23 protein-coding genes, 1 pseudogene and 2 riboswitches are annotated in these 25463 nt (G+C 41.8%); of the genes and pseudogenes, 17 read left to right on the top strand and 7 right to left on the bottom strand.

The features are described from left to right. Window positions 1–43 precede the first annotated feature (43 nt). On the top strand, window positions 44–361 hold the full coding sequence (locus BLS49_RS00530) for a thioredoxin family protein (RefSeq protein WP_091225811.1): 318 nt from the start codon (window positions 44–46) through the stop codon (window positions 359–361). Between the two features lie 257 nt (window positions 362–618). Here BLS49_RS00530 and BLS49_RS00525 read toward each other — a convergent pair whose 3' ends face one another. Next, window positions 619–1899, bottom strand: coding sequence for an APC family permease (locus tag BLS49_RS00525; RefSeq protein WP_091225809.1), 1281 nt, complete (start codon window positions 1897–1899; stop codon window positions 619–621). Between the two features lie 27 nt (window positions 1900–1926). Here BLS49_RS00525 and BLS49_RS00520 point away from each other — a divergent pair. Next, window positions 1927–2742 (top strand): annotated as a pseudogene (locus BLS49_RS00520) (LysR family transcriptional regulator substrate-binding protein); the annotation flags it as partial. 64 nt (window positions 2743–2806) lie between these two features. Here the strand turns inward: BLS49_RS00520 and gcvPB are convergent. Genes gcvPB through gcvT form a run of 3 tightly spaced genes read right to left on the bottom strand, consistent with a single transcriptional unit; the run spans window position 2807 to window position 6725 of the window. Beyond that, window positions 2807–4264, bottom strand: a complete 1458-nt coding sequence (gene gcvPB, locus BLS49_RS00515; protein WP_091225806.1) for an aminomethyl-transferring glycine dehydrogenase subunit GcvPB — start codon at window positions 4262–4264, stop codon at window positions 2807–2809. Next, window positions 4261–5619 carry an aminomethyl-transferring glycine dehydrogenase subunit GcvPA gene (gene gcvPA / locus BLS49_RS00510; protein ID WP_091226423.1) on the bottom strand — a complete coding sequence of 453 codons (1359 nt, stop codon included), beginning with the start codon at window positions 5617–5619 and terminating at the stop codon, window positions 4261–4263. Before gcvPA ends, gcvPB begins: the two co-directional genes overlap by 4 nt. After that, window positions 5619–6725, bottom strand: coding sequence for a glycine cleavage system aminomethyltransferase GcvT (gene gcvT, locus BLS49_RS00505; RefSeq protein WP_091225805.1), 1107 nt, complete (start codon window positions 6723–6725; stop codon window positions 5619–5621). Before gcvT ends, gcvPA begins: the two co-directional genes overlap by 1 nt. Window positions 6726–6822: 97 nt before the next feature. Further along, window positions 6823–6948: riboswitch (glycine riboswitch) on the bottom strand. Window positions 6949–6951: 3 nt separating this feature from the next. Then, window positions 6952–7049, bottom strand: a riboswitch (glycine riboswitch). Window positions 7050–7258: 209 nt separating this feature from the next. Here gcvT and gcvH point away from each other — a divergent pair. After that, window positions 7259–7648, top strand: a complete 390-nt coding sequence (gene gcvH, locus BLS49_RS00500) for a glycine cleavage system protein GcvH (RefSeq protein WP_091225804.1) — start codon at window positions 7259–7261, stop codon at window positions 7646–7648. Window positions 7649–7730: 82 nt separating this feature from the next. Here the strand turns inward: gcvH and BLS49_RS00495 are convergent, their stop codons facing one another. Next, complete coding sequence (locus BLS49_RS00495) at window positions 7731–7937, bottom strand: hypothetical protein (RefSeq protein WP_091225803.1); 207 nt, start codon at window positions 7935–7937, stop codon at window positions 7731–7733. A 127-nt stretch (window positions 7938–8064) separates the two neighbouring features. Here BLS49_RS00495 and hisC point away from each other — a divergent pair, with 127 nt between their 5' ends. Both hisC and BLS49_RS00485 read left to right on the top strand, forming a co-directional pair. Further along, window positions 8065–9141, top strand: coding sequence for a histidinol-phosphate transaminase (gene hisC, locus BLS49_RS00490; RefSeq protein ID WP_342707154.1), 1077 nt, complete (start codon window positions 8065–8067; stop codon window positions 9139–9141). Next, complete coding sequence (locus BLS49_RS00485) at window positions 9132–9674, top strand: GNAT family N-acetyltransferase (protein WP_091225799.1); 543 nt, start codon at window positions 9132–9134, stop codon at window positions 9672–9674. Before hisC ends, BLS49_RS00485 begins: the two co-directional genes overlap by 10 nt. Before the next feature lie 253 nt (window positions 9675–9927). On the opposite strand, the gene BLS49_RS00480 is transcribed toward BLS49_RS00485, so the two are convergent. After that, the gene (locus BLS49_RS00480) at window positions 9928–10575 is read right to left on the bottom strand and encodes a peptidylprolyl isomerase (RefSeq protein WP_091225798.1); all 648 of its coding nucleotides are present in this window, start codon (window positions 10573–10575) and stop codon (window positions 9928–9930) included. A gap of 309 nt (window positions 10576–10884) precedes the next feature. Between BLS49_RS00480 and BLS49_RS00475 the strand changes: the two genes are divergently transcribed. The 7 genes from BLS49_RS00475 to BLS49_RS00445 all read left to right on the top strand — a co-directional run bounded on the left by BLS49_RS00475 (window position 10885) and on the right by BLS49_RS00445 (window position 19997). Continuing rightward, on the top strand, window positions 10885–11622 hold the full coding sequence (locus tag BLS49_RS00475; protein WP_091225796.1) for a hypothetical protein: 738 nt from the start codon (window positions 10885–10887) through the stop codon (window positions 11620–11622). An 11-nt stretch (window positions 11623–11633) separates the two neighbouring features. Further along, entirely contained in the window at window positions 11634–13322 is a 1689-nt protein-coding gene (locus BLS49_RS00470; RefSeq protein ID WP_091225795.1) for a vWA domain-containing protein, read from the top strand. A 20-nt stretch (window positions 13323–13342) separates the two neighbouring features. Then, complete coding sequence (locus BLS49_RS00465) at window positions 13343–14482, top strand: toxic anion resistance protein (protein WP_091225793.1); 1140 nt, start codon at window positions 13343–13345, stop codon at window positions 14480–14482. A gap of 503 nt (window positions 14483–14985) precedes the next feature. Next, a complete protein-coding gene (locus tag BLS49_RS00460; RefSeq protein WP_175471255.1) occupies window positions 14986–16224 on the top strand; it encodes an MFS transporter in 1239 nt (412 codons plus the stop codon). A 797-nt stretch (window positions 16225–17021) separates the two neighbouring features. Beyond that, complete coding sequence (locus BLS49_RS25670) at window positions 17022–17273, top strand: NifB/NifX family molybdenum-iron cluster-binding protein (RefSeq protein WP_175471254.1); 252 nt, start codon at window positions 17022–17024, stop codon at window positions 17271–17273. A 62-nt stretch (window positions 17274–17335) separates the two neighbouring features. Beyond that, on the top strand, window positions 17336–18703 hold the full coding sequence (locus tag BLS49_RS00450; RefSeq protein ID WP_091225791.1) for a nitrogenase component 1: 1368 nt from the start codon (window positions 17336–17338) through the stop codon (window positions 18701–18703). Continuing rightward, window positions 18690–19997, top strand: coding sequence for a nitrogenase component 1 (locus BLS49_RS00445; protein WP_091225788.1), 1308 nt, complete (start codon window positions 18690–18692; stop codon window positions 19995–19997). The genes BLS49_RS00450 and BLS49_RS00445 overlap by 14 nt, the downstream gene beginning before the upstream one ends. Window positions 19998–20097: 100 nt before the next feature. Here the strand turns inward: BLS49_RS00445 and BLS49_RS00440 are convergent, their stop codons facing one another. Next, window positions 20098–20331 (bottom strand): ferredoxin, encoded by a 234-nt coding sequence (locus tag BLS49_RS00440; protein ID WP_091225787.1) that lies wholly within the window; start codon window positions 20329–20331, stop codon window positions 20098–20100. A gap of 432 nt (window positions 20332–20763) precedes the next feature. Between BLS49_RS00440 and nifH the strand changes: the two genes are divergently transcribed. Genes nifH through BLS49_RS00415 form a run of 5 tightly spaced genes read left to right on the top strand, consistent with a single transcriptional unit; the run spans window position 20764 to window position 25463 of the window. Further along, window positions 20764–21591, top strand: coding sequence for a nitrogenase iron protein (gene nifH / locus BLS49_RS00435; protein WP_091225785.1), 828 nt, complete (start codon window positions 20764–20766; stop codon window positions 21589–21591). Between the two features lie 13 nt (window positions 21592–21604). After that, window positions 21605–23164 (top strand): nitrogenase iron-iron protein, alpha chain, encoded by a 1560-nt coding sequence (gene anfD, locus BLS49_RS00430; RefSeq protein WP_091225784.1) that lies wholly within the window; start codon window positions 21605–21607, stop codon window positions 23162–23164. 32 nt (window positions 23165–23196) lie between these two features. Beyond that, complete coding sequence (anfG, locus tag BLS49_RS00425; RefSeq protein WP_091225782.1) at window positions 23197–23550, top strand: Fe-only nitrogenase subunit delta; 354 nt, start codon at window positions 23197–23199, stop codon at window positions 23548–23550. A gap of 29 nt (window positions 23551–23579) precedes the next feature. After that, a complete protein-coding gene (anfK, locus tag BLS49_RS00420; RefSeq protein WP_091225781.1) occupies window positions 23580–24968 on the top strand; it encodes a Fe-only nitrogenase subunit beta in 1389 nt (462 codons plus the stop codon). 51 nt (window positions 24969–25019) lie between these two features. Further along, window positions 25020–25463 carry a hypothetical protein gene (locus BLS49_RS00415; RefSeq protein ID WP_091225779.1) on the top strand — a complete coding sequence of 148 codons (444 nt, stop codon included), beginning with the start codon at window positions 25020–25022 and terminating at the stop codon, window positions 25461–25463.

Raw genomic sequence — 25463 nt, 5'->3', positions numbered from 1 at the left:
AGAGATATGTTACAATCAACTATACAACAAAGGAGGGAGCAATATGGAAAGAATAGAGTCTCTGGAACAATTTGAAAAAATAATTAATGAGGATCAATTCTCGGTTATGAAGTTCGATACAACATGGTGCCCGGATTGCAAAAATCTGGATCGTTTCATCGGCCCCATTGTAGAGGAGAACGACGATAAAAACTTTTTTGCAGTAGACGCCGAGAAATTTGAGGATCTTGCAAGCAAATATGAAGTGCGTGGAATTCCAAGCTTATTGGTGTTCAAAAATGGTGAGAAGCTGGCCCATTTGCATAGCAAATTTGCAAAAACGCCAACTCAAATTAGAGAATACTTAGATACTTTGAAGTGAAGAAATAGAGCTAGAATGATGGGTCTGTTCGATCTAACGTTGAACTTTCGGGCAGACGGTAGGGATAAGGGAAAATACTTCCCTTAATCCTTCATATTAGATCCATTCTCATAAAGTAAGGGAAGTTATTTCCGCTATTTTGGCGCTATCGATTGATTTTCTGCTTTTTGGAGCAGATTCGGTAGGAATAGAGGAAAAGATCTCCGTTATTTCCTCATAATCACCATATTCGCAGAATATAAGAGAAGTTATTTCCGCTATTTTGTACTAATAGCTGCTTCTTTTTTGCCGAATAAGGTAACAATCCAAAATCCTATAGTAATCACACACGGATATAAAATGGCCCAGCCAGTAAAAGGAAATACAAAGGCTGTACATAACAATGATATTAAGCTAATTGAGACTCCCCATTTGCTGTCTCTCAAGAGTCGGACTCCTGCTGCGCAGCCGAAGAGGTAAGTCAGAATAAACGAAGCGTTGGGCAGCTGAATAATTGTAGTTAAGGAAACAACCTTGCTTCCGTATAGTAATAATACCAGGATAAAGCAGATCGACAGGAAGATGAGAGCTCCAACAGGTGTATGATAACGCTTGGATAAGATCCCCATCCATTTTGGCGCATCTCCTTGTCTGGATAATGAATATGCCACTCGGGAAGCAGCCCCTATATACGCAATGATTGTAGCTGTGCAAATGAGCATACCTGTTATGCCTATGATAAGAGCTCCAATACGCCCAAGAGGTTCATTAATAATCCAAATCAGAGCCGAGTCAGAACCGGTTTTTAAATAGCTTTGTGTGCCTACTGTAGCTAACGCAACGAGAAAATATAGCGTGCTTACAATTACTGCAGCTATACTTACTCCTTTAATCGCAGCCCTCTGAGGATCTTCGAATTCTTCAGACAGATGCGAGACCGCCTCCCATCCAATAAAGCACCAGAATAATAAAGCGCCTGCTCGGCCGACACTCATCCATCCATTAGGCATAAAAGGAGTGAAGTGGGATGCCTGCATTTGAGGAAGTGCGGCAGCAAAGATAAATAAAAGTACAGCAACGATAGATATGACGACAGCAATTTGAATACGGCCAATAAGCTTCATGCCGACAATATTCATGAACAGACCTATGAGTAAGATGAGAGTGGCTAACGCAATGCGCATGTTCTCTCCCAAGCCCAATGCGGATGTCAAATATCCTGCTCCGGTTAAGGCAGCTACTGGTGCGCCAAAAGGAACAGACATGAGAAAAAACCAGCCAACCAGTGATCCGGTTCGAGCTCCGAAGGCTAAAGTTACGAAATGGGAGACACCGCCTACGCTCGGATACCTGGCCGATAAAAGTCCCATAGATAAGGCCATAGGTAAAATGAATAAAGCCATAAATCCCCAAGCCAGCAGCGAAGCGGGCCCGGCTATTTCCGCTGCCAGTCCGGGGACAATTAATATTCCGGATCCAAGTACGGCGCTAATATATAAAGCAATGGCCTGAGGCATACCAATTGATTTTTTTAACCCCGTTGATGTTGAACTTTTCATAATCTGATTCCAGCTTCCTTGTATTTTTCTTTAGCATACCAATCTCAGGCATTGGAAGCTGAGATTGGTATGCCGCTCTTTGACCGTCTGGGTAAGAGAATTATGTTAACAGATGCAGGGAGGCGGTTGCTGCCTTTTGCGCAAGAGATTGCTAACATGCACGTCTTGGCTAAGGAGGCGCTTCGTTCACAAAATGAACTGGTTGGAACGTTGAAAATTGGAGCGCCCGAATCGTTGGCGGCTTTTCGTCTGCCAGAGATTATACGAGAATTCAGAGAGCGGTATCCTCAAATGAAAATCATATTAAAACCAGGTGCTTGTTGGGAGCTTAATGAATTGGTTGCATCCGGAGAGCTGGATTTAGCTTTTTCGCTTCAGCCAGAAACAGAATTCAAAGATCTGCATATAGAGACGCTCATTCAAGAGCCTATGGCACTGATTGCCCCGAAAGGGCATCGTCTTGAGCATTTTTCTTTTGTTCAGCCTGCTGACCTAAAAGAAGAAATTATCCTTCATACAGAATCAGGGTGCACATATCGTGCATTATTTGAAAGTTACTTAAATCGTCATGGGATATTTCCAGACCCGAATTTGGAATTTTGGAGCATTGAGGCGATTAAGCAATGCGTGATAAACGGACTCGGGATTTCGTTTTTACCGCGGGTTACAGTGGAAAGCGAGCTGCAAGAGGGGAAATTGATTCAATTGGCATGGGATGATGTGTCACAGCGAGTCAGTACGCAGGTTGCTTATCGTATGAAGAAGTGGAAATCTCCGGCTTTTGATGAGTTTTTGCAAATTGTTCAGAAGCACGCATCCGTATGGAGAAGCGAATTAACCTGAATTTTCGAAAAAAAATCGAGCACGCCTATGCAATGGTGCAGCATAGGTTTGCTCGATTAATTTATTATCCGCAGGTACAATTCAGTACGGGCTTGCGGGCAGCGGTTGTTTCGTCTAGGCGATTAACCACCGTGGTATAAGGAGCATTGATGACAAGCTCGGGATTTGTCTCAGCTTCCTTTGCGATTTGAATCATTGTATCGATGAAGCCGTCGAGCGTTTCTTTGCTTTCCGTCTCTGTCGGCTCGATCATGATGGCCTCCTCAACATTTAGCGGAAAATAGACGGTTGGCGGATGATACCCGAAATCAAGCAGCCGTTTGGCAACATCTAAAGTACGGACACCGTATTGCTTGAGCTTTTTGCCGGATAAAACGAACTCATGCTTGCAAATACCAGGATAAGCAACCTCGTAGTAAGGAGCCAGTCTATGCATCATATAGTTAGCATTCAACACAGCTAGCTCCGACACTTGGCGAAGTCCGTCTGGCCCATATGTCCGAATGTAAGTGTATGCTCGAACCAGAATGGCGAAGTTGCCATAAAAAGCTTTTACGCGGCCAATGGACTCAGGCCGGTCGTAATCCCAATAATAAGTACCGTCTAGGTGTTTGGAGACGATAGGTTTTGGCAGGAATGGAATCAGCTTGCTCTTTACGCCCACTGGTCCTGCGCCAGGCCCGCCACCGCCGTGTGGTGTACTCATCGTTTTATGAAGATTAAGATGGACAACGTCAAAGCCCATATCTCCTGGACGAGTAATCCCCATAATTGCGTTGGAGTTAGCTCCGTCATAATAGAGCAAGCCGCCCGCTTCGTGTACGATTTCTGCAATCTCCACGATCTGTTCCTCGAACAAACCGAGTGTGCTTGGATTCGTCAGCATTAATGCCGCTGTATCGCTGCCTACAACAGAGCGGAGAGCATCAAGATCGACCAATCCGCGTTCGTTAGATTGAATGGTGATCGTATCGAATCCAGCTACAGTGGCGCTTGCCGGGTTTGTACCGTGTGATGAATCAGGCACGATGACTTTGATTCTTTGCTCGCCGCGGCTCTCGTGATAGGCGCGGATTAACATGAGTCCTGTCCATTCACCATGAGCACCAGCAGCAGGCTGTAGGGTTACTTGGTCCATTCCGGTCAAGGCTGAAAGGTCCTTTTGCAGGGTGTATAGCAGCTCCAGTGCTCCTTGAATGCTATGCTCAGGCTGATAGGGATGAATTTTGGCAAAACCAGAGTATCTAGCAACATCCTCGTTAATTTTAGGATTATATTTCATAGTACAGGAGCCGAGAGGATAGAATCCGTTGTCGACACCAAAATTGCGACGTGACAATTCCGTATAATGGCGAATAACATCCACTTCATATACTTCAGGAAGCTCCGCAGGCTTAGTACGCAGCAGGTCGCTTGGAATCAGCTCTGATAAATCCGTCTCTGGAACATCACACTCAGGCAGTGAATATGCTACTCGCCCGGGTTTGCTTAACTCGAAGATCAATGCTTTTTCAGTTTTCATATCATCGCCTCCAGTGTGCCAATAAATTGGTCGATCTCTTCTTTGGTCCGCCGTTCCGTTACAGCAATTAGCATGCGACCCTGTAGTTCGGGGTATTCGACTCCTAGGTCATAACCGCCAATGAACCCCGCTTCGAGCAGCATATTATTGATCTCCTTAATGTCCGTTCCTTGAGGCAGCTGCAGAACGAATTCGTTAAAAAATGGAGAGGAGAATTCTAACTTCATCTTATTCAGTCCGATTGCGGTGGCGTGGTTTACTGTGTAATGTGACTTTTGAACGTTGAGCTTAGCAACTTCTTGCATACCCATTTTACCGAGAGTAGACATATAAACCGATGCGCAAAGTGCCAATAATGCCTGGTTCGAACAAATGTTCGATGTCGCTTTTTCTCGTCGGATATGCTGCTCACGTGCTTGCAATGTCAATACAAAGCCGCGCTTTCCGTCCCGATCAACAGTTTGGCCAACGATTCTGCCTGGAATACGGCGCATGAGTGGCTCGGATACTGCAAAAAATCCGCAAGTAGGACCGCCTAAGGAAGCAGGAATGCCTAATGGCTGAGCATCGCCGACTACGATATCTGCACCAAGCACGCCAGGTGATTCAAGCACGCCGAGAGAAAGGGGATTCGAACTTACAACAAGTAAAGTTTTACGGGCGTGTACGAGCGGTTCAATTTCTTTAAGATTCTCTATACAGCCAAAGAAGTTAGGGGATTGTATAAGTACTGCAGCTGTATCATCTGCAATCGCGGAGGCTAACTCCTGCAAATCAGTGACCCCATCACTGAAACCAACCTCAACCACTTCAAGTCCAAGTCCATGAGCTGAAGTACGAACAATTTCTTTGGCTTCAGGATGAACTGTGCGTGAGATGATTATTTTTTTTCGCTTCGTAAAACCTGACGCAAGCGCTGCGGCTTCAGCAAGAGCGGTAGAGCCGTCATACATACTGGCATTGGCAACTTTCATTCCAGTAAGCTCGCAAATATAGGATTGAAATTCGAAGATCGCTTGCAGTTCGCCTTGACTGATTTCAGGCTGGTAAGGAGTATATGCAGTGTAAAATTCAGATCGGGAAATGACATGATTTATGACGACAGGAATGTGGTGGTCATATAATCCTGCACCGAGAAAACTCGTATTCTGTTCAAAATCAGCATTTTTTCCAGCAAGTATTTGCATATGCTTCAATAGCTCGGGCTCACTAAGTCTCTTGGACATGGATAGAGTGCCGGGGTATCGAACACTGGATGGAATATCGGCAAAAAGCGCTTCGATGGATTCGGCTCCAATTGTAGAGAGCATTTCGGATTGATCCTGATCTGTCATAGGTAAGTAACGGTGTTTTATCATAAGATTTCTCCTCGTACATAGAATGGTGTTTTTACGACCTTCGCTTTTAACCTTTTCCCGCGAATGTCTACCTCTACCTCAGTCCCGATGGTGGCATATGCACTGTTGATTAGGGCAAGCCCGAGATTTCGTTTCAATGTCGGTGACTGTGTACCACTGGTAATTTCACCGATCAGGATATCGCCAGCGTACACGGAATAACGGGAACGAGGGATACCGCGTTCTATCAATTCCAATCCGACCAGCTTGCGAGGCACACCTTGATCCTTTTGCAGCATAAGAGCATCTCTACCAATAAAATCTCCTTTATTCAGCTTCACGAAAAAACCAAGACCGGCTTCCAGGGGAGAAATTGTACTAGAGAGCTCTTGGCCGTATAACGGCAATCTGGCCTCAAACCGGAGTGTATCGCGAGCTCCAAGACCTGCGGGAACCAGACCATATGGCTCTCCTGCATGAAGAAGTCCGGTCCAAATGGCTGGTGCATCTGCAACTGAGCAATAAATTTCAAAGCCGTCTTCCCCGGTGTAGCCAGTGCGTGAGAGAAGAACGGAGGCGTCGCATATGCTGGCATTTTGAATAAAATGAAAAGGAGCAAGGTGGTCGAATGATGTTGCTGAAATCTCTGCCAGGATGGCTGAAGATGCTGGCCCTTGAAGCGCAATAAGTGCTGTCTCGGCAGACACGTTATTGATTATAATGTCTTCTACAAGATGATCTGCCAGCCATTTATAATCCTTGTCGATGTTAGATGCATTTACGACGAGCATATATTGGTCATTCGAAAGCTTGTAAACGAGCAGATCATCAACAGTTCCGCCATCCTCATAACACATAAGTGTATATTGTGCTTGACCTACAGACAGACGAGAAATGTCATTTGTCATCATTTTCTGCAAAAAAGCCTCAACATGCTGGCCAGACACCAGGAATTCACCCATATGGGAAACGTCGAACAGACCAGCCTTCCGACGTATAGCTTCATGCTCGGCAACAATGCCCTGAAATTGAACAGGCAATTCCCAGCCTCCAAAATCGATGCAGCGTACGGAAGCGAAGGCTGAATAAAGCGGGTAGAGTGGTGTGCGTTGCAAAGGGATCATTTTAACACCTCTTTGTCATAGATTTTGTTATAAAAAAACAGAGCAAAAGGAATGAAATGCAAGCAAATTACACCTCGCCTGATTTGTAGTCCTTTTGCTCTGTCCTTTGTACCTGAGAGTTACCTCCACACTTATATGTAATATACATGTCATATATGTGTTAGAGTTTCCCCTTTGGTGATCCTTTACGCAAATAACCTTTCCGTAAGGATTCTCTCCAGAGATGCGTCCAGTACAGGTCCTTTTGCCTGAGAGATTCACCGTTATACCGGCTTACTCCTTCGGCGTTACCTGAAATGCAGTAATCTCTCCCTATACCTTCATCCGCCTATTAAGCTTTCAATGAGTTTTGGCTCATAAGTTATTATAAGCGTTAGGTTATCTAACGTGTCAACCGAAAATAATAAAAATCTTAAATATTTGTTAGGTATATTGACATGAGTCCATTTCTGTTTTATTCTTTGTTGGAATTCATCAAATTACTAGTAATTCATAGGCTAGCCGATCACCTAGTGAGAAAAGAGGAGTTTTATATGAGCGAAATAAGAGAGCAGCTAGTATATAGTGACGATCATGAGTGGGTATTAAAGCTAGAGGGAAACATAGTTCGTGTTGGAATTACAGATCATGCTCAGTGTCAGTTGGGTGATATCGTATTTATTGAAATGCCGGATGTAGGGTTCGAGGTTACCGCAGGAGATAGCGTGGGCTCTATTGAGTCTGTTAAGACCGTGTCTGAGCTATATTGCCCTGTTTCTGGAATCATTACAAAGTTAAATGAAGAGCTCGAAACTAGCCCTGAATTATTGAACAGCGAGCCGTATGATAACGGATGGATCTTTGAGGTTGAGGTCTCAGGAGATTTGGAGAAAGCTCTTGGCAAGCTGTTGTCTGCCGAGGATTATAGTAAAGAAGTAGAATAATTTAAGTGGTCAAGGAATGCCACCATGTACGGTAACAGGTAAGGACTTCATTTTTTGAAGTCCTTTTAGTCATTTGTGTCGTTTACATTCTTTTGTTCTTAATCCATATAAAGTATTGGTAAGCACCGAATATGATTGTGAAGGTGATGAATAGCCACATCAAAATAAACAATTCCAGACTTGCGAGTTCCTTTAATCCGTGTACATTGGATAAAATAAACAATAATAATCCGATATTAATCATAATTAGGAGTACAAGAGGGACTGCCCATATAAAACGCAACTTCACAAAATCATCCCCTTTACTTAATTGTTGAGGCTATTATTTTTTGAATAATTATTAATTTGTTATTTAAGAGTATATAGTGTATATAAGAATATTATGGAATATATGAAAATGTAATGAAAGGGGACTTATGGTGAGTAAATACTGGAGTCATATTGTTAATGAGATTATACCTTATGTGCCAGGAGAACAACCACAAAATCATCAGTTAATCAAATTAAATACTAATGAAAATCCATATCCTCCTTCAGAGGTTGTTTTTGAGGCCATGCAGCAGGCTGTATCAAGTAATCTGAGACTTTACCCTGACCCGAACTGCACCAAGCTGAAAGAAGCAGCAAGTCAATATTACAAATTGCCAAGCGATCATATTTTTGTAGGAAATGGCTCAGACGAAATATTGGCTTTTTGTTTTAAAGCATTTTTTAATCCTGAAGATATCATCCTTTTTCCTGACATTACATATAGCTTCTATGAGGTCTATGCCAAATTATTTGATATATCGTATGAAACAGTAGCTCTGAATGATCATTTCGAAATACCTGTTGAAGCTTTTTTTCACAAGAATAAGGGTATTATTATAGCCAATCCGAATGCACCTACTGGTAAATTGTTAGCCATAGATAGTATTCGACAAATACTCGATCAAAATCCTGATAGCGTCGTTATTATTGATGAAGCTTATATCGATTTTGGTGGTACATCGTCAGTTGAGCTCATTTCCGAGTATGACAATTTGCTTGTCGTCCATACATTCTCTAAATCCAGATCACTTGCTGGGCTAAGAGTTGGTCTGGCTCTAGGTCACAGCGATTTGATAGAAGGATTAAATAGGGTGAAAAATTGCTTCAATTCCTATACCCTTGATCGAGTTGCACTAGCAGGAGCAGAACAGTCATTACGAGATATAGATACCTTCAAAACAAATGTGAACCGTATCATTCAGACTCGAGAGCATATTACTAGTAAATTAAGGGCATTAGGTTTTTATGTCGTTGATTCAAAAGCGAACTTTATATTTATTAGTCATTCCGAAGTTCCTGCCGAAACTATTTTTGAGAAGCTGAAGCAGCGCAATATTTTTGTGCGTTATTTTAAAAAATCCGGGATCGATAACTATTTAAGAGTTAGTATTGGTACAGATCATGAGATGAGTGTGTTTTACCAAGGGGTTGTGGAGATATTGGAGGAGTATGCATGGAAATAGATTTAAATCCCTATGTTGATGAGGCAGGTGAACTGATCACATTATTAACGGGTGAGTTTTGGCCCTTTCACGGAATAACGATACTTACGGAAGACAGCGTGCGGGAGCAAATCTCGCAAGGAAGATATCATTCGGATGAGGAGAAAAAGACGTTTTGGATCATGAACGAAGTAGGGGCGAAAATCGGGATCATTCGGGTGTTCGAACTTGAAGACCCTACCCCGATGTTTGATATCCGAATAAGCACACAGCATCGTGGTTGTGGTTACGGCAATCATGCCATCAGGAAACTCGCGGAGTACGTGTTCAACAATTATGATCATGTCATTCGGCTGGAAGGACATACACGTGCCGACAATTATGCTATGCGCACCACGTTTCATCATGCAGGATTTGTAAAAGAAGCGGTACACCGTAAATCCTGGCCGTCTGAGGACGGAAAACTTCATGATTCTATCGGATACGCTATTCTTAGGGAAGATTGGATGGAGAATAAAACTACCCCAATTGATTGGGAGGATTTCCCATACTAACAAAGAAGGTGTCCCAAAAGTCATCTAAAAGATAACTTTGAGGGACACCTCTTTAATAGATCAGGAAGTATAACTTTCGCTGGATAGTTGAAGTGTAGAATGCCTTGCCATTAGCAATGGATAGGCACGATACTTGGGAAAGCCTGCACATTTGCAGCAATTTTAGGAATTCCGCATCATAACTCCATTACACATGAGATACAGTTTTGGAACAGCCTCTTGTTATGCATCAAATCAATTACGATATGAGGTTCTATCCTTCAATAATTTTAATCTCTTTGATCTGAATAGTTTCTGTTGGCGAGCTGGTTTCACCGCTTGGACCCACATCGACAGGTGTAGCAGCAATTTCCTTTACAACATCCATTCCGGTTGTGATTTTACCGAAGATGGTGTAATTCGGAGTACGATTAAGTGAAATGCTGTTATCACCTGTACAAATAAAGAATTGACTGCCATTTGTATCTTTCCCCGCATTAGCCATAGCTACAATGCCTGGCTCATATTTATAGTCCGTTTTTTCATTTTCAAATTGATACCCAGGACCTCCCATACCTGTACCTTCTCGATCACCAGTCTGGATCATAAAGGACTCGATAATACGATGGAAGATGACGTCGTTGTAATAACCCTGTTTAGACAAAAATACAAAGTTATTAACAGTTTTTGGAGCATCCTTGGCGAAAAGCTCAATAGTGAAGTTTCCTTTATTAGTCGTAATTTCAGCTTTATAGGACTTGCTGGTGTCGATCTCCATCGCTGGTGGGGTGTCCCAGCTCATGACAGTTTTTGTTTCAGGTGTCTGCTCTGCTGCAGGCGTATTATTTTTGCCGCAGCCACTTAGCAATAGAGCAGCAGAAATAAGTAGAATCATCGGTAAAACATAATATTTCTTGTTCATAGATGCTTGTCTCACTCCTTTTACAATCTTGTTTTATCATACAGATGTTTTAGTGTAATTTCCAGTTTACCTGAACTTCAGTCTTTTCGATCATACAAAACTGGTTCATTTATTAAATCAGGGGAAATATTGACTACTACGCATTATTAGGAGATACTCAAGTATTGATAAGCAAAGAAAAAAACTCCAAATTTCTTAAAATCATGAAATCGTAATAGCCTAAGTCACGTATTAATTATTTATATGGTGTGAATTATCGAAAAGGGAGAAATGAAATGGAAAAATAATAGATTAGAGGGGGTATAAGTATTGTTTGAAACAAAGTACATAAAAGTATTGGGACTTATTCTTACTGTAGTCATTTTGAATATCCTAGTACTCTCGCCCGGATTTTTTGGGGTAGAGATCGGTGGGAGTGCTTTTTCAACAGCATTTGGGGTAACGTTACTATTTGCGAGTGCGCTTGTGTTGATTTATGGGTGTTATTATTTCCTGTTTAAGAAACCAGAGGCTGTACCCGTAAAAGAAATTAAAACGCACGAGGACTATGTTGAAGCTTTATCTCACTATCGCAGAATAAGGATGCTGGAGGATGATGTTACTCTGGCTCTGAGTCAGTTGGATCGAATGCGAAAGAAGAAGGACACCTTGTTAGATGTTCTAAATCAACGATTCGAATCGACCGAGTTAAGTTACAAGAAATTCGCTTCAGTGACTCTAGAGGTAGAAAAACTATTTTACCTCAACATTCGAAGTATTCTGAACAGGCTAAGTGTTTTTGATGAGACAGAATTTGAGAGTGTTATGAATCAAAAGAACGCACGATTCTCAACTGAGCTGCTACAAGAAAGAAGAACGGTGTACAGTGAATATCTGACTTTTATAAAAAGCTCTCTTGCTACTAATGAAGAAATCATGTTAAAGCTAGACAAGTTGCTGCTTGAGATATCCCGTCTGGACAGTTTTGAGCCAGGGGATATAGAAAATATGCCTTGTATGCAGGAAATTGATTCGTTAATTAAGCAAACAAAACTTTATAAAAATTAAGAGGTGAGGGAATGAAAAAAAAGGGCGGATTTTTCCTTATATCAGTTCTTCTTGTGATATTAGTTTTTGGCCTTGTATACATTGGAGTTAATTTAACATCCAATTTAGGGAAATCGAAATCACAGGTGACAACAGAGGATGCAGGTAAGCAATTAAACAAGCTTTACTCCAAAATTTCTGTTACGACTGAGGAGCCTGTAAAAGGTCAAATAGACCTCACTCCAGTAGACGTAGGCGACTCTTTGCCGGATATTTCCAAATTCCCTGTAGTCGTGGATAGCACAAATGACAATAATGTAGAGATCTTTTCCTCTACAGAAAAATCGGGTAGCGGTGTTGACGGCTGGTTAACAGAGGTTGCAAACGAGTTTAACAATTCAAAAATTGAAGTGAACGGTAAGCCTGCTGCAGTCAGGATTCGCAACATCGCTTCAGGTACGGCTGCGGATTATATTAAATCCGGGAAGTATGTCCCTGACGCTTATACACCTTCAAATGAGCTGTGGGGTGAAATGGTTAAAGCAAGTGGTGTAAAGACGCAGCTCATATCTAAACGTCTGGTAGGAAATGTACCTGGTATCGTCATCACCAAATCTAAATATGATGAACTAGTCGATAAGTACGGAGCTATTAACGTTAAGACGGTTACCGAAGCTATAGCAAATAATGAGTTCTCCTTTGGATATACAGATCCATTTGCCAGCTCCACAGGATTGAATTTTCTAGTAACAGCACTTAACACTTTTGATAGCTCAAATATTTTGGGTGATCAAGCTGTACAAGGTTTTGAGACATTCCAAACCAATGTACCATTTACTGCATCTACAACGATTCAAATGCGTGATGCTGCGAAATCGGGTATGCTCGATGGATTTGTACTAGAGTACCAAACGTATGTTAATGCATCCGACTTGAAGAGTGGCTATGTATTTACTCCATTTGGAGTAAGGCATGATAGTCCATTGTATGGGTTAGGTGACCTTCCACAAGAGAAGATTGACATTCTTAACAAGTTTGCTGAATTTGTCGCTCAGAATAAGTATCAAAAATCAGCGCAGGAAATAGGTTTTAATGGTCTTGAGGATTATAAGTCCGAGCTTGCAGCAGTTGAAGGTGGACTATTATCCTCCGCCCAGAAGCTCTGGAAAGAGAAAAAGAATAGTAACAAGCCTATTGCAGCAGTATTTGTGACGGATGTGTCTGGCAGTATGGCAGGAGAACCACTGAATCGTTTGAAGGAGTCTCTACTGAAGGGTCAGCAATATCTTGGCAAAGATAATAGCATCGGCCTTGTCTCTTATTCAAGTGATGTCTCCATTAATTTGCCTATCGGAAAATACGATATCAATCATCAGTCTATGTTTGTAGGTGCAGTGGAAAGTCTACAAGCTTCTGGGGGTACGGCTACTTTTGATGGAATTGTTGTTGCAATGAAAATGCTTCAGGATGAGCTCGCTGTAAACCCGAATTTTAAGCCGATTATTTTCGTTCTGAGTGACGGTGAGACAAATGAAGGAAATTCTCTTAAGGACATCAAGGAGCTAATCGAAACCTATAAGATTCCAATCTACACGATCGGCTATAACGCGAATATTAAGGCGCTTCAAAGTATTTCGAGTATCAATGAGGCAGCTAGTATTAACGCAGATACAGATGATGTTGTCTACAAGATAGGTAACCTATTTAACGTTCAAATGTAACTCTAATAAGGAGGAGTAATATGTCATTTTCAATGGAAGTTGTAAGTCCGGAAGAAATTAAAAAAGCGATTGAACAAGAGGATAAGCCAGTACCTGAAGAAGTGGCAAAGCTTAAAGAGTTAGCAGATTCTAATGTGGCAGCGATCATGGAGCTTGATGTTGAGTCACTTGAGAAAAGGAAAGAAATCCTGCAATCCATAGATGCATTTGGTCTTAATACAATGAAATCATCCTCATCCAAAAATACGTTGCTTCAGGTTTCTGTAGGAAATCTCTCAAAGACAGGAGATGAGGGAGGGCAAGTGGCCAAGGGTCTGAGTGAACTGCATATTCAACTTAAGGATTTGGACCCTAGCGTAATAGATTTTGCTAAAACAGGTTTTCTCGGCAAGTTGTTCAATCCACTACGTGCTTACTTCCTAAAGTATCAAAAAGCTGATGCAGTAATTGCGGACATTGTTGTTTCATTAGATAAGGGGAAGACGACGCTCAAGAACGACAATACGACACTGGAGATCGAACAGCAATCACTCCGTGATTTGACTAAAAAGCTTCAAAAGGAAATTCAACTAGGTTCATTAATGGATGAATCTATCGAATCGCAAATTGAGGGGGCAAAGCTGCGCAACGAAGACCCGGATAAAATTCGTTTTATTACCGAAGAAGTGTTGTTTCCACTCCGTCAACGGGTGATGGATTTACAGCAAATGTTAGTGGTTAACCAACAGGGAATCATGGCAATTGAAGTCGTAATAAGAAACAATAAGGAACTCATTCGCGGAGTGGATCGAGCAAAAAATGTTACCATTTCTGCGCTAAAGATTTCCGTAACTGTAGCTAGTGCCCTGTACAATCAGAAGATTGTCTTGAAGAAGATCGAACTATTGAATCAAACTACGAACGAACTGATCGCTGGAACGTCCAGAATGTTGAAAGATCAGGGAGCTGCGATCCAAAAGCAAGCGCTTGAAGCAAGTGTATCCGTTGACACATTGAAACAAGCCTTCACCGATGTATTATCGGCTCTGGATTCGATCAGCACTTACAAGCAGGAAGCTCTGCCAAAAATGCGGGATACGATCAATCAATTCCGTGATTTGGCTGATGATGGGGAGAAGCAGATTTTGCGCTTGGAGAAGGGGCAGAAGCTGGGGTTGTAATATAGGGGAAATAAAGCTATTTGAAAAAAGTAGTGAGCCGGATGCTCTAAGTTAGACATCGGTTCACTACTTTTTTTAGAAATTATAATTCAGCAACAAGCTCAATCATAGACTTGAAGCGAGTCTGCAATATGTTCATCGAGCGATTAGACAATACAGCGTTCTGTTCTCCATTCAGAAGGGATGAGGTTCATAATATTTACTCTCCGTATACTTCAATATTTTCATGCTCATCCGTAAGACCTTCACCATCGCTCAACTTCATGTCTTGTGAATATTCGGATTCATTACTGATCCCCCTTAAGTTTATAGGCTCTCGTTATACTGGTACTATACTAACAAGCATCCAATGGATTAACAATTACATTAGTATGTTTTGGGGCTAATTTTTAAATCCTATTGACATCTAATAAGGCAACAAATATAATCCACTTATTAAAACGGTAATTAAAAGTATTGAAAATAAACTCACTACTTATGTAGATTGGATGGATGATGAGATCATGGCTACGTTATTTCTAATTGTTATTTATCTTTCTTTTATTAGCTTGGGGCTGCCTGATTCATTGTTAGGGGTGGCCTGGCCAATTATGCAGCCTGAAATTGGCGCCTCCTTTGGGTCAGCAGGTATTATATCTATGATTATTGCAGGAGGAACCATTGTATCCAGTCTTGTTAGCGGGAGCATCATTCAAAAGCTGGGCACAGGTCAAGTTACACTGATCAGCTGTTTGATGACCGCGGGGGCTCTTCTCGGTTTTTCAGTTGCACCATCTTTATTATGGTTTGCAGTATTGGCAGTTCCGCTAGGATTAGGGGCAGGTGCAGTGGATTCAGCTCTCAACCATTATGTGGCCTCTCATTATAAAGCTCACCATATGAGCTGGTTGCACAGCTTTTGGGGTGTTGGGGCAATGCTGGGGCCGATTATTATGTCTTATCATATTGCAGATGATAATTCATGGAGACAAGGATACTGGGCGGTGGCGATGATTCAGTTCGGGCTTGTTGTTGTGTTATTCATTACACTTCCTTTATGGAAGCGAGTTGCCGAAAGACAGCAGGCTTCTAAAAGCTTATCCATATCATCAGAAGCAGCTCACGTTGAGGAAAAGCAACATAATGACATTAAATCGCAAAAATCCTCTGCTGCTCAAAAGCATCCCATCAAAATCAAGGGTGTAAAGTTTACACTTGTGGCCTTTTTATTTTATTGCGGTGTTGAAGCTACAGTAGGCTTATGGGGAGCCAGTTATTTGGTTGGAGCAAGAAATATCTCGGCAGAGACAGCTGCAAGTTGGGTATCGCTTTATTATGGTGGAATTACGTTGGGAAGATTCATGAGCGGATTTATAACGATGAAGGTAAGTAATCGTCATTTGATTTTAATTGGGCAACTGACTGCATTAGCAGGTGGAATCATTCTATTACTTCCTTTACCAAACGTACTGACTCTGACTGGCTTCATTCTGATTGGTTTGGGACTTGCGCCGATATTCCCTGGTTTGCTTCACGAGACACCGGCTCGGTTTGGTAAGGAGCAGTCTGCCAAGCTAATGGGTTACCAAATGGCTGCTGCGTATACGGGAACCACGTTTTTACCGCCTGTTTTTGGTCTCATTGCTTCCAATACAACCATCAAACTGTTCCCAATCGCTGCCTTGGTATTTATTTTCGCCATGCTGCTGGGTTCAGAAAAAGTAATTCGTACACTTAAGGCGCAACAAAAAAAGGAACTTTAATGGGCTCAATACGTTGATCAAGGGGCTGTCCCAAAAGCTACAGTTGGGCGTTTTTAGCCTATCTCAGCACTTCGGTAGCAATAAAGGAAAAAAGTTCCCCTATTCCATCAGGATTCGCTCAAGATCATAAAATAAAGGAACTTAATTCCTCTATTTTGGTGCTAAACGCTGATTTTTCGCATTTTAGGGCAATTTCAGTAAGGATAAAGGAAAATACTTCCTCTATTTCCTTTAAGATCATCCCATTTTCGAAAATAAAGGAGATTTTTTCCTCTACTGTGTTCGATCTGCAATCCTCTGACTTCTCACGAATAAGCTAGCTGTACTATTTTGCTAAAGCGCAATTTGGAAATTTGGAAATCTTATTTTCATTCGTTGTTTTTGCATGCTATTCCTGATATCTTGCCTTTCTACTGCTAAAGAGAGCGTCCCTCAAAGTTATCTTAGATAACTTTTGGGACGGCCTCTTATTTAGTGTGGGCAAATGGGTTAAGAAAGCCATGTAAAAATGCTTTTGGTAGCGCTTGATGTTAGATATAGGGTAAAATTCATAACATATTTGATGACAATATGAGTACATATAACCTATAACATTGAATTGTATTTCCGTATTATGTAATATAAAATAAATAAAAACAAAATGAATGTTATATTATCTATCATTCATTTTTGTTATATTCAGATATAAATAAATATATTTGGAATGGAGGTTTGGAAATGGAAGCCGTATTGGGCTGGTTCCATTCGTGTAGCAGTTGCTACAAGAGGCTCAAATGTAATCAATCAGCATATATGATGTGAGGAATCAAGATTGTCGTCTGGTTGGAGTGCGCAAAGTTCAAGCATATTGCAATAGCTCCAGAAATTGCGACTCACCTATGTCCGAAACATTAAAAGTTTTGATAGACTGTCAAATGCTGCTGTCTTCCGGAATAGGAAAGGTTCCCTCTGAGATACTGCAGCAGAATGGCATCATACCATTAATCCGAAAGGGAGCTATCCATGAACAGTTAATCGAGAGTGTGCGGTATTTAAATTACTTTTCGTAATCCAGATAAAGACGGCAAGTTCGCAGGGTTAAATTTATAGGAAGGAAGAAGGAGGGGCTGTGATGCCTGATGGAATCCCTAACTTGTTCATTGAGCCTGATTGCGAACACAACTGTCTGGTTAAAAAAGGTTGTCTCAACCCGACAATAGGTGATCTGGTAAAAAGCTGCGCATTACAAGGCTCTCAATCCGTTTTGCTGCCTGTCTCAGATGCTGCTCATTTGGTATATGGAAATCCGGAATGTGTTCAGAATAGCTGGAGGATCCTAGAGAGCAAGTTAACAGAACTCCAGCAATTTCCTCTCATATTTTCCATGGGATATAAATACACAGATATTGTCCTAAACGATAAAAATATATTACAAAATGCTATATGTTATATAGCTGAGCATTTCAAGCCTTCTTGTATTTTTGTATATACGCCTTGTATAAACGCTATTGCTACAGATGATCTAAAGGCCACATGTGAAAAAGCGGAAGAAATATGCACTGTCCCAGCCGTCCCTATTTACAATTCGGGCTCTAACACAGGAGCTAACATGGGATGCAGACAAGCAGGAGAAGCGTTATTTGAAAAAGTAGTAGGTACGGCAACGAAGGAACCTCTGAAACTCACTTTATTTGATATGAATTTAATCGGAGGCGATTCGTTTTCCAGAGAAGGAGATCAAATTGAAGCTATTCTGTCTAAAATAGGAGTTCGTGTCTTATCTCGTATTGGCGGAGAATGTACTTTCGATGAACTGCGCACGGCTCACCACGTGAAGCTGAATATGCTGATAAGTAGCAGATCGATGCTTACCTTGGTGCGAAAAATGAGGGAATCCTATGGGATTCCTTATTTTGAAGGATCTTTTTATGGATCAAGGGAAATCCGGTTTTCTTTAATGCAAATTGCCTTTTTCTTTCAAAATCCTGAGCTGGACAAACGAATTGTTCGATATATGCGCAGAGAGGAGGTACTGCTGCGTAAAGATATTTCGCGATCATATAAATCATTAAAAGGAAAGAAGATCGTATTGTTTACTGATGGCATTGAAAGCTGGACCTTTATCTCTATGCTGTATGAGCTTGGGATGAAAATTGTTGCTATTGGTACGAATCAAAACGCACAGGAGGATATTTCGCGGATTAAGGAAAGGATGAAGGAAAAGACGGTTCTTATCGATCACAGTGATGAAAATAAGATTTTGACTCTATATCGGGAGCGAAAAGCAGAGCTGATGATTGTAAGCAGGCGCAATTCGTATGTGCCTCTTAAAGAAAAAATACCGTTTTTAGATGTCGATGAAAGCCAACATAGAATTTATGTTGGTTATGAGGGGGTTAGGCGCTTTGCCAAGGATTTGCTGGATACGCTGGAGCAGCCGATCTGGAAGATAATCTGCCGTGTATCTCCATGGGAGGTAGATAGCTATGGAGAATGTTAATGAAACTCTATATCAACCATTAGCTAACAATCTAATGCATTCCGGTCAAGTCTACGGAGGAATCATAGCGTTACAAGGAATATATCGTTCAATTCCCGTTTTGCACAGTGCCCAAGGATGTATAGGAGCGATACAAACAGTATTATCTCGTCATTATCGAGAGCCCATTCCCATAGAACACATTCCAAAACAAGCGGAAAACGGGATAATTGATGACGGAGAACGTTATCGTGAGATCGTTCAAATGGTGATGAGCAAGCACAGTCCGGATGTGATGGTCGTTATAGAGACTGCATTGTCAGAAGTTATGGGAGAAGCGCAGCTTATTGATGTTGTTGGTGATTGTTACAAAAAAATATTCAGTAACAGGTTACTGCTAGGTATGCAACTTCCCGATGATGAAGGTTCATTGGAATCTGGATATGCGAGGACAGCGCATGCTGTAATGATGAAAATAATTGAAATGACGGGTAAAGGAAAACGCAAGCTTAGACGAAACCGTATTAATCTGCTGCCGAGTTCACATTTGACGCCAGGGGATGTCATGGAACTGAAAGAGATTATCGCTTCTTTCGGGATTGAGGTTATTGTACTTCCAGACCTTTCTTCCTCTCTTACAGGACATTTGATGACCGGATACACTACCTTGTCTAGGGGAGGGGTACCACTTGATTATTTAAAAGAAATGATTAACTCGGCATATACCATCGTCATCGGAAAATCAATGGAGTTTTGTGGCAGATTATTGTATGAAGAAATGAAAATTCCTTACATCATGTTTAATGGTGTGACAGGCTTGCAGGAATCGGATGAGTTTATTTTGTTTCTTCGGCAGTTCAGTCAGAGTGAGGGGCATATTAAATATCGTTGGGAGCGACAGTTGTTACTGGATTGTATGTTGGACACACGCTCTTTGTTTCGAGGAAAAACAATGGTTGCTTCGTTAGAGCCTGATCATCTGGTGTCCCTATATCAATGCCTCTCCGAAATGGGGATGAAATCTTTTCAATCCGTTATTTCTGCTCCTTCTCAGACGGAGGCTTGTATTCCTGGCGTTGTTCGGGTTGGAGATTTGCATGATTTAGAGAAGATGGCTGTGATGGGAAGCGATTTATGGGTGAGTAATGGTTATGGAGAAGCAGCAGCGAGAAAACATAATATTCCTTATATTCCCTTAGGTTTCCCTGTGTTTAATCGTTTTGGCTCACCGATTAATGTGTCCGTAGGATATCGCGGTACAGCCAATCGACTTAATCATTTTGGAAATGTAATGAACAAAACGGATGTATTCTAGCCTATAACAAATCAAGCTTTAAAAAGCCGTACTCAAGGGCAAATTGCATGCCTGAGAGACGGCTTTTTGACTCCAATCAGTTAATGATATGAATTATTTCTCATGAAAATGGAACTTGGGCCAGTTTGATGCAATTGGTCGGACAACTCTCGATTGCATCTTGAAGATCATCCTGCATTTCCTGCTTAATCATTGTAATTCCCCGATTGTTATCGCCTTCGTAGATAACCTCAGCGATTCCATCCGTATCAAAATCAAAAATGTCAGGGGCTGCGGCATTGCAGGACCCGCAGGCGATACAAGCTTCCTTGTCGACACTCGCATAGCTGCTCATAATCATCTTCGCTCCTTTGGCAATAAAGTTAACGGAAAGAATCCTGGATCAGGGGTGGACTGGCAAAAGAAAGAATGGATTCTCTTGTTTTATGTTATTTTACCTCCATTATCATGTTATTTTCAATAAAATAACAGTTTTTAACAACATATTCGTATTTTGTGTAATAAACTATAACATAAACATTACACAAATAATGATTTAACAATAATGTATACGCTTTTACGAGCTTGAATGAATCTAAAGTTTGCTTTTAATGTGATATATGAGTTGAATGAGCGTAAATAAAGCGATTACAATCATCTAATTCCGAACGATTATGTGATGATTACAACTCATTGTTTGTTTATATCATTGACAGACTTAGCCAATTTGTTATGATTTTAACAACTTCAAAGACCTTTAAACAAAACAAAAAAGGAGTGTGGAGAAATGACGAGAAAAATTGCAATTTACGGCAAAGGTGGAATTGGTAAATCTACGACTCAACAAAACACAGCGGCGGCTATGGCGTATTATCACAGTCAAAAGGTTTTTATTCACGGTTGTGATCCGAAAGCAGATTCTACTCGAATGATTCTTGGTGGAATGAATCAAAAGACGCTGATGGATATGCTTCGTGATGATGGTGCAGAAAATATCACGACTGAAAAGGTTGTAAAGTCGGGTTATCTGGATATTCGCTGTGTTGAGTCGGGGGGCCCTGAACCAGGGGTAGGCTGTGCGGGACGGGGTGTAATAACGGCGATAGATCTGATGGAGAGTAATGGTGCGTATACGGATGATCTGGATTTTGTATTTTTTGACGTACTTGGCGACGTAGTATGTGGCGGTTTTGCGATGCCAATCCGTGATGGAAAGGCACAAGAGGTGTACATTGTAGCTTCTGGAGAAATGATGGCGATCTATGCGGCGAATAACATCTGCAAAGGACTTGTGAAATACGCGAAGCAAAGTGGCGTTCGTCTCGGAGGGATCATTTGCAACAGCCGGAACGTGGATAAGGAGCGTGATTTTTTAGAGGAGTTCACTGCTGCGATCGGAACGCAAATGATCCATTTTATGCCTCGAAACAACATTGTTCAAAAGGCCGAGTTTAACAAAAAAACAGTTATTGAATTTGATCCCGAGCATGAGCAAGCACACGAATATGGAGAGTTAGCCCGTAAGATTATCGAGAATGAAATGTTCGTCATTCCAACTCCGCTCAATATGGATGAATTGGAAGCGATGGTTGCCAAATACGGTATTGTCGATTAAGGAGGGATGAGAGATGCCGTACCATAAGTTTAAATGCAGTGAGTGCATTCCTGAAAGAGAAAAGCATGCTGTCATGAAAGGTCCTGGCGAGGATTTATCTTGTGCTCTTCCCCTCGGTTACTTGAATACAATTCCGGGAACGATCTCGGAACGGGGTTGTGCATACTGCGGAGCCAAGCATGTTATCGGCACACCGATGAAGGACGTTATTCATATTAGCCACGGACCGGTAGGATGCACTTATGATACCTGGCAGACCAAACGTTATATCAGTGACAACGACAATTTTCAAATTAAAAATACGTTTGCGACAGATATGAAGGAAAAGCATATCATCTTTGGAGCAGAAAAATTGCTCAAACAAAATATTGTTGAAGCGTTCAAGGCTTTTCCAAATATTAAAAGGATGACTATTTACCAGACCTGTGCGTCAGCGCTGATTGGCGATGACATTAACGCAGTAGCCCAGGAAGTGATGGATGAAATGCCAGAAGTGGACATTTTCGTCTGTAACTCGCCGGGGTTTGCAGGGCCTAGCCAATCAGGCGGCCATCATAAAATCAACATTGCCTGGATCAATCAAAAGGTTGGAACGGTAGAGCCGAAAATAACGAGCGATTATGTGATCAACTATGTCGGAGAATACAACATTCAGGGTGATCAAGAAGTGATGCAGGACTATTTTAAACGAATGGGTATTCAGGTGTTATCCACCTTCACAGGCAACGGTTCCTATGATGATCTTAGAGGAATGCATCGTGCTCATCTCAATGTGCTGGAATGTGCGCGATCTGCTGAATACATTTGTAATGAGCTTCGTGTCAGATATGGAATTCCGCGACTGGATATTGATGGTTTTGGTTTTGAGCCTTTATCGGCATCATTACGAAAGATCGGTCTATTCTTCGGTATAGAAGACCGCGCGCAGGCCATCATCGACGAAGAGACTGCTCGTTGGAAGCCTGAACTGGATTGGTACAAGGAACGTCTGAAGGGCAAAAAGGTGTGTCTATGGCCGGGTGGTTCAAAGCTATGGCACTGGGCAAATGTTATACATGAAGAAATGGGTGTCGAAGTCGTATCCGTATATACAAAATTTGGTCATCAGGGTGATATGGAGAAGGGCATTGCTCGCTGTGAAGAGGGGGCGCTTGCGATCGATGATCCAAATGAGCTTGAAGGCTTGGAGGCGATGGAAAAGCTAAAGCCGGATGTCATCTTTACTGGTAAACGTCCAGGTGAGGTGGCAAAAAAGGTTCGGGTGCCGTATCTGAATGCACATGCTTATCATAATGGACCATACAAAGGCTATGAAGGCTGGGTAAGGTTTGCTCGTGATATTTACAATGCGATTTACTCGCCGATTCACCAACTCTCTGCGCTTGATATTAGCAAGGATGAAATTCCGACAGACAAGGGGTTTGCTACTGCAAAAATGATTTCTGATGTAAATTTAAGCGATGAAGTTAGAAATTCGACTGATCTTCGGGAATATACCGGAGGATATGACTCAGTATCCAAGCTGAGAGAAAAAACTTACCCGTATATGGAAAAGCAGCTTGCCGATGTGTGATTACATTAGGAGTAGATAAGGAGGAGTAGGAAATGGGTGAAGATCTACTGAAAGCTCGAGTAGCACAGTTGGAAAATTATATTATGAAAAAATGCTTGTGGCAATTTCACTCCCGTGCTTGGGATAGAGAAAAGCAAAATGAAGGAATTTTGACGAAAACGATGCAAATTTTGTGCGGTGAACCTGTAGAGAAGGAATCGCCAGCGGACAGATGTTATTGGGTGGATGCCGTTTGCTTGGCAGACGCCTACAAAAGCAAATTTGATTGGATATCGTCGCTTAATACGAATGAAATCAAGAGAGTTATGCAGGGGCTTAAAGAACGGATTGATTTTGTAACAATAAGCGGATCGCTAAATGAGGAATTGACTGTTCAGCAATATTGATGCCATAGGACAAGAAAGGAGGAAAAACGATGACTTGCGATGTTCAACTAAAGGAACGAGCTGGAGTTATTAATCCGATTTTTACGTGTCAGCCTGCGGGAGCGCAGTTTGCCAGCATTGGCATTAAAGATTGCATAGGCATCGTTCACGGAGGACAGGGCTGCGTAATGTTTGTTCGACTATGGTTCTCTCAGCATTTTAAAGATAATTTTTTACTCGCTTCATCCTCGGTTCATGAAGACGGCGCAGTATTTGGCGCTTTGGATCGTGTGGAAACGGCGGTGGATGTGCTTCTCATGCGCTACCCCGATGTGAAAGTAGTTCCGATCATTACAACATGCTCAACCGAGGTTATTGGAGATGACGTTGACGGTGTTATTAATAAGCTCAATCGAGGACTTTTGCAGGAAAAGTACGCTGATCGCGAAGTCCATCTTGTTGCCATTCATTCTCCTAGCTTTGTAGGCAGCCATGTAACCGGGTATGACGTTGCGGTGGAGTCCTTCGTAACCTATTTTGCAAAAAAAGGTGAGCCAAACGGCAAGCTTAACCTGATCACTGGTTGGGTAAATCCCGGAGATGTAACTGCGCTGAAGCATCTATTAGCTGAAATGCAGGTGGACTCTACCGTTTTGTTCGAAATAGAATCCTTTGATTCCCCAATAATGCCTGATAAAAGCGGTGAGTCCCACGGCAGCACGACAATTGAGGATCTGACCGGCACAGCCAATGCAATAGGAACGATCGCTCTAAACCGTTATGAAGGAGGAAAAGCAGCCAAATATCTTAAAGCTGAATTTGATATTCCTACTATTATAGGGCCAACGCCAATTGGCATCCGTAACACGGATACCTTTTTGCAAAATGTCAAGAAATTGACAGGCAAACCTATTCCTGAATCACTTGTTCGTGAGCGCGGTATTGCTCTAGATGCATTGACAGATGTTACTCACATGTTTCTGGCGGATAAAAAAGTAGCTATTTACGGACATCCTGATCTCGTAATCGGGCTAGCAGAATTTTGTCTGGATCTGGAAATGAAGCCTGTACTTTTGCTATTGGGTGATGACAATTCTTCATACAAGAATGATCCAAGAATCAAAGCGTTAGAGAGCAATGTAGATTACGACATGAAAATTGTTCTTAACGCTGATTTAATGGAGCTGGAAAGTAGAATCAAAAACAAGGAGGTTGAGCTTGATCTCATTCTCGGTCATTCCAAGGGACGATTTATCTCCATTGACAATAACGTGCCGATGGTTCGGGTAGGCTTCCCAACCTATGATCGGGCAGGTTTGTACAGACATCCTGTCGTTGGATATGCAGGTGCTATATGGCTGGCTGAGGAAATGGCCAATACACTATTTACGGATATGGAATACAAAAAAAATAAAGAATGGATATTGAATATGTGGTAGCAGCAGGTTTATAGATATTGCATTTTACTAAAGAGGAGGGACAGGAAATATATGCTGGCGATAGAAACGGATGTGGACAGCTTTGAGGAGAATTATCGGGATGCAGCTGCTTATCACAGGAGAGCAGAGCAGTTTCAACAAATTGGACAACGCTATAGCCTGGTATTTAATGTTGCCTGCGTCGCTCTCGAACGTTATCTTGTTGCAATGTGTTATTTATATGATGCTCCACCTATGAACCATAATTATATTTGCCTTATGAATGCCGTGGAAAGCGCAGTAACTATTCCGGCACAATTGAGCAAGGAAATCCGTTCTCTTGATTTTATTTTTGGTATTTGCTCACTTGACGATTATTTTCACGGAACACCTGAGCCGAAGGATGCCCATCGTGTTCTTCGTATGTGTGAGGAGATCAGGAATTTGTTCGATAAGTCCAGAATTGAAGAGGTACGCGCGGCACATTCGCAGGTTATCAAGCAGCAGGTTGGGTAG

The sequence above is a fragment of the Fontibacillus panacisegetis genome (assembly GCF_900102215.1).
Lineage (GTDB): Bacteria > Bacillota > Bacilli > Paenibacillales > Paenibacillaceae > Fontibacillus > Fontibacillus panacisegetis.
The sequence above is the reverse complement of the archived record's forward strand: the minus strand, read 5'-3'. Positions and strand labels throughout refer to the sequence as shown.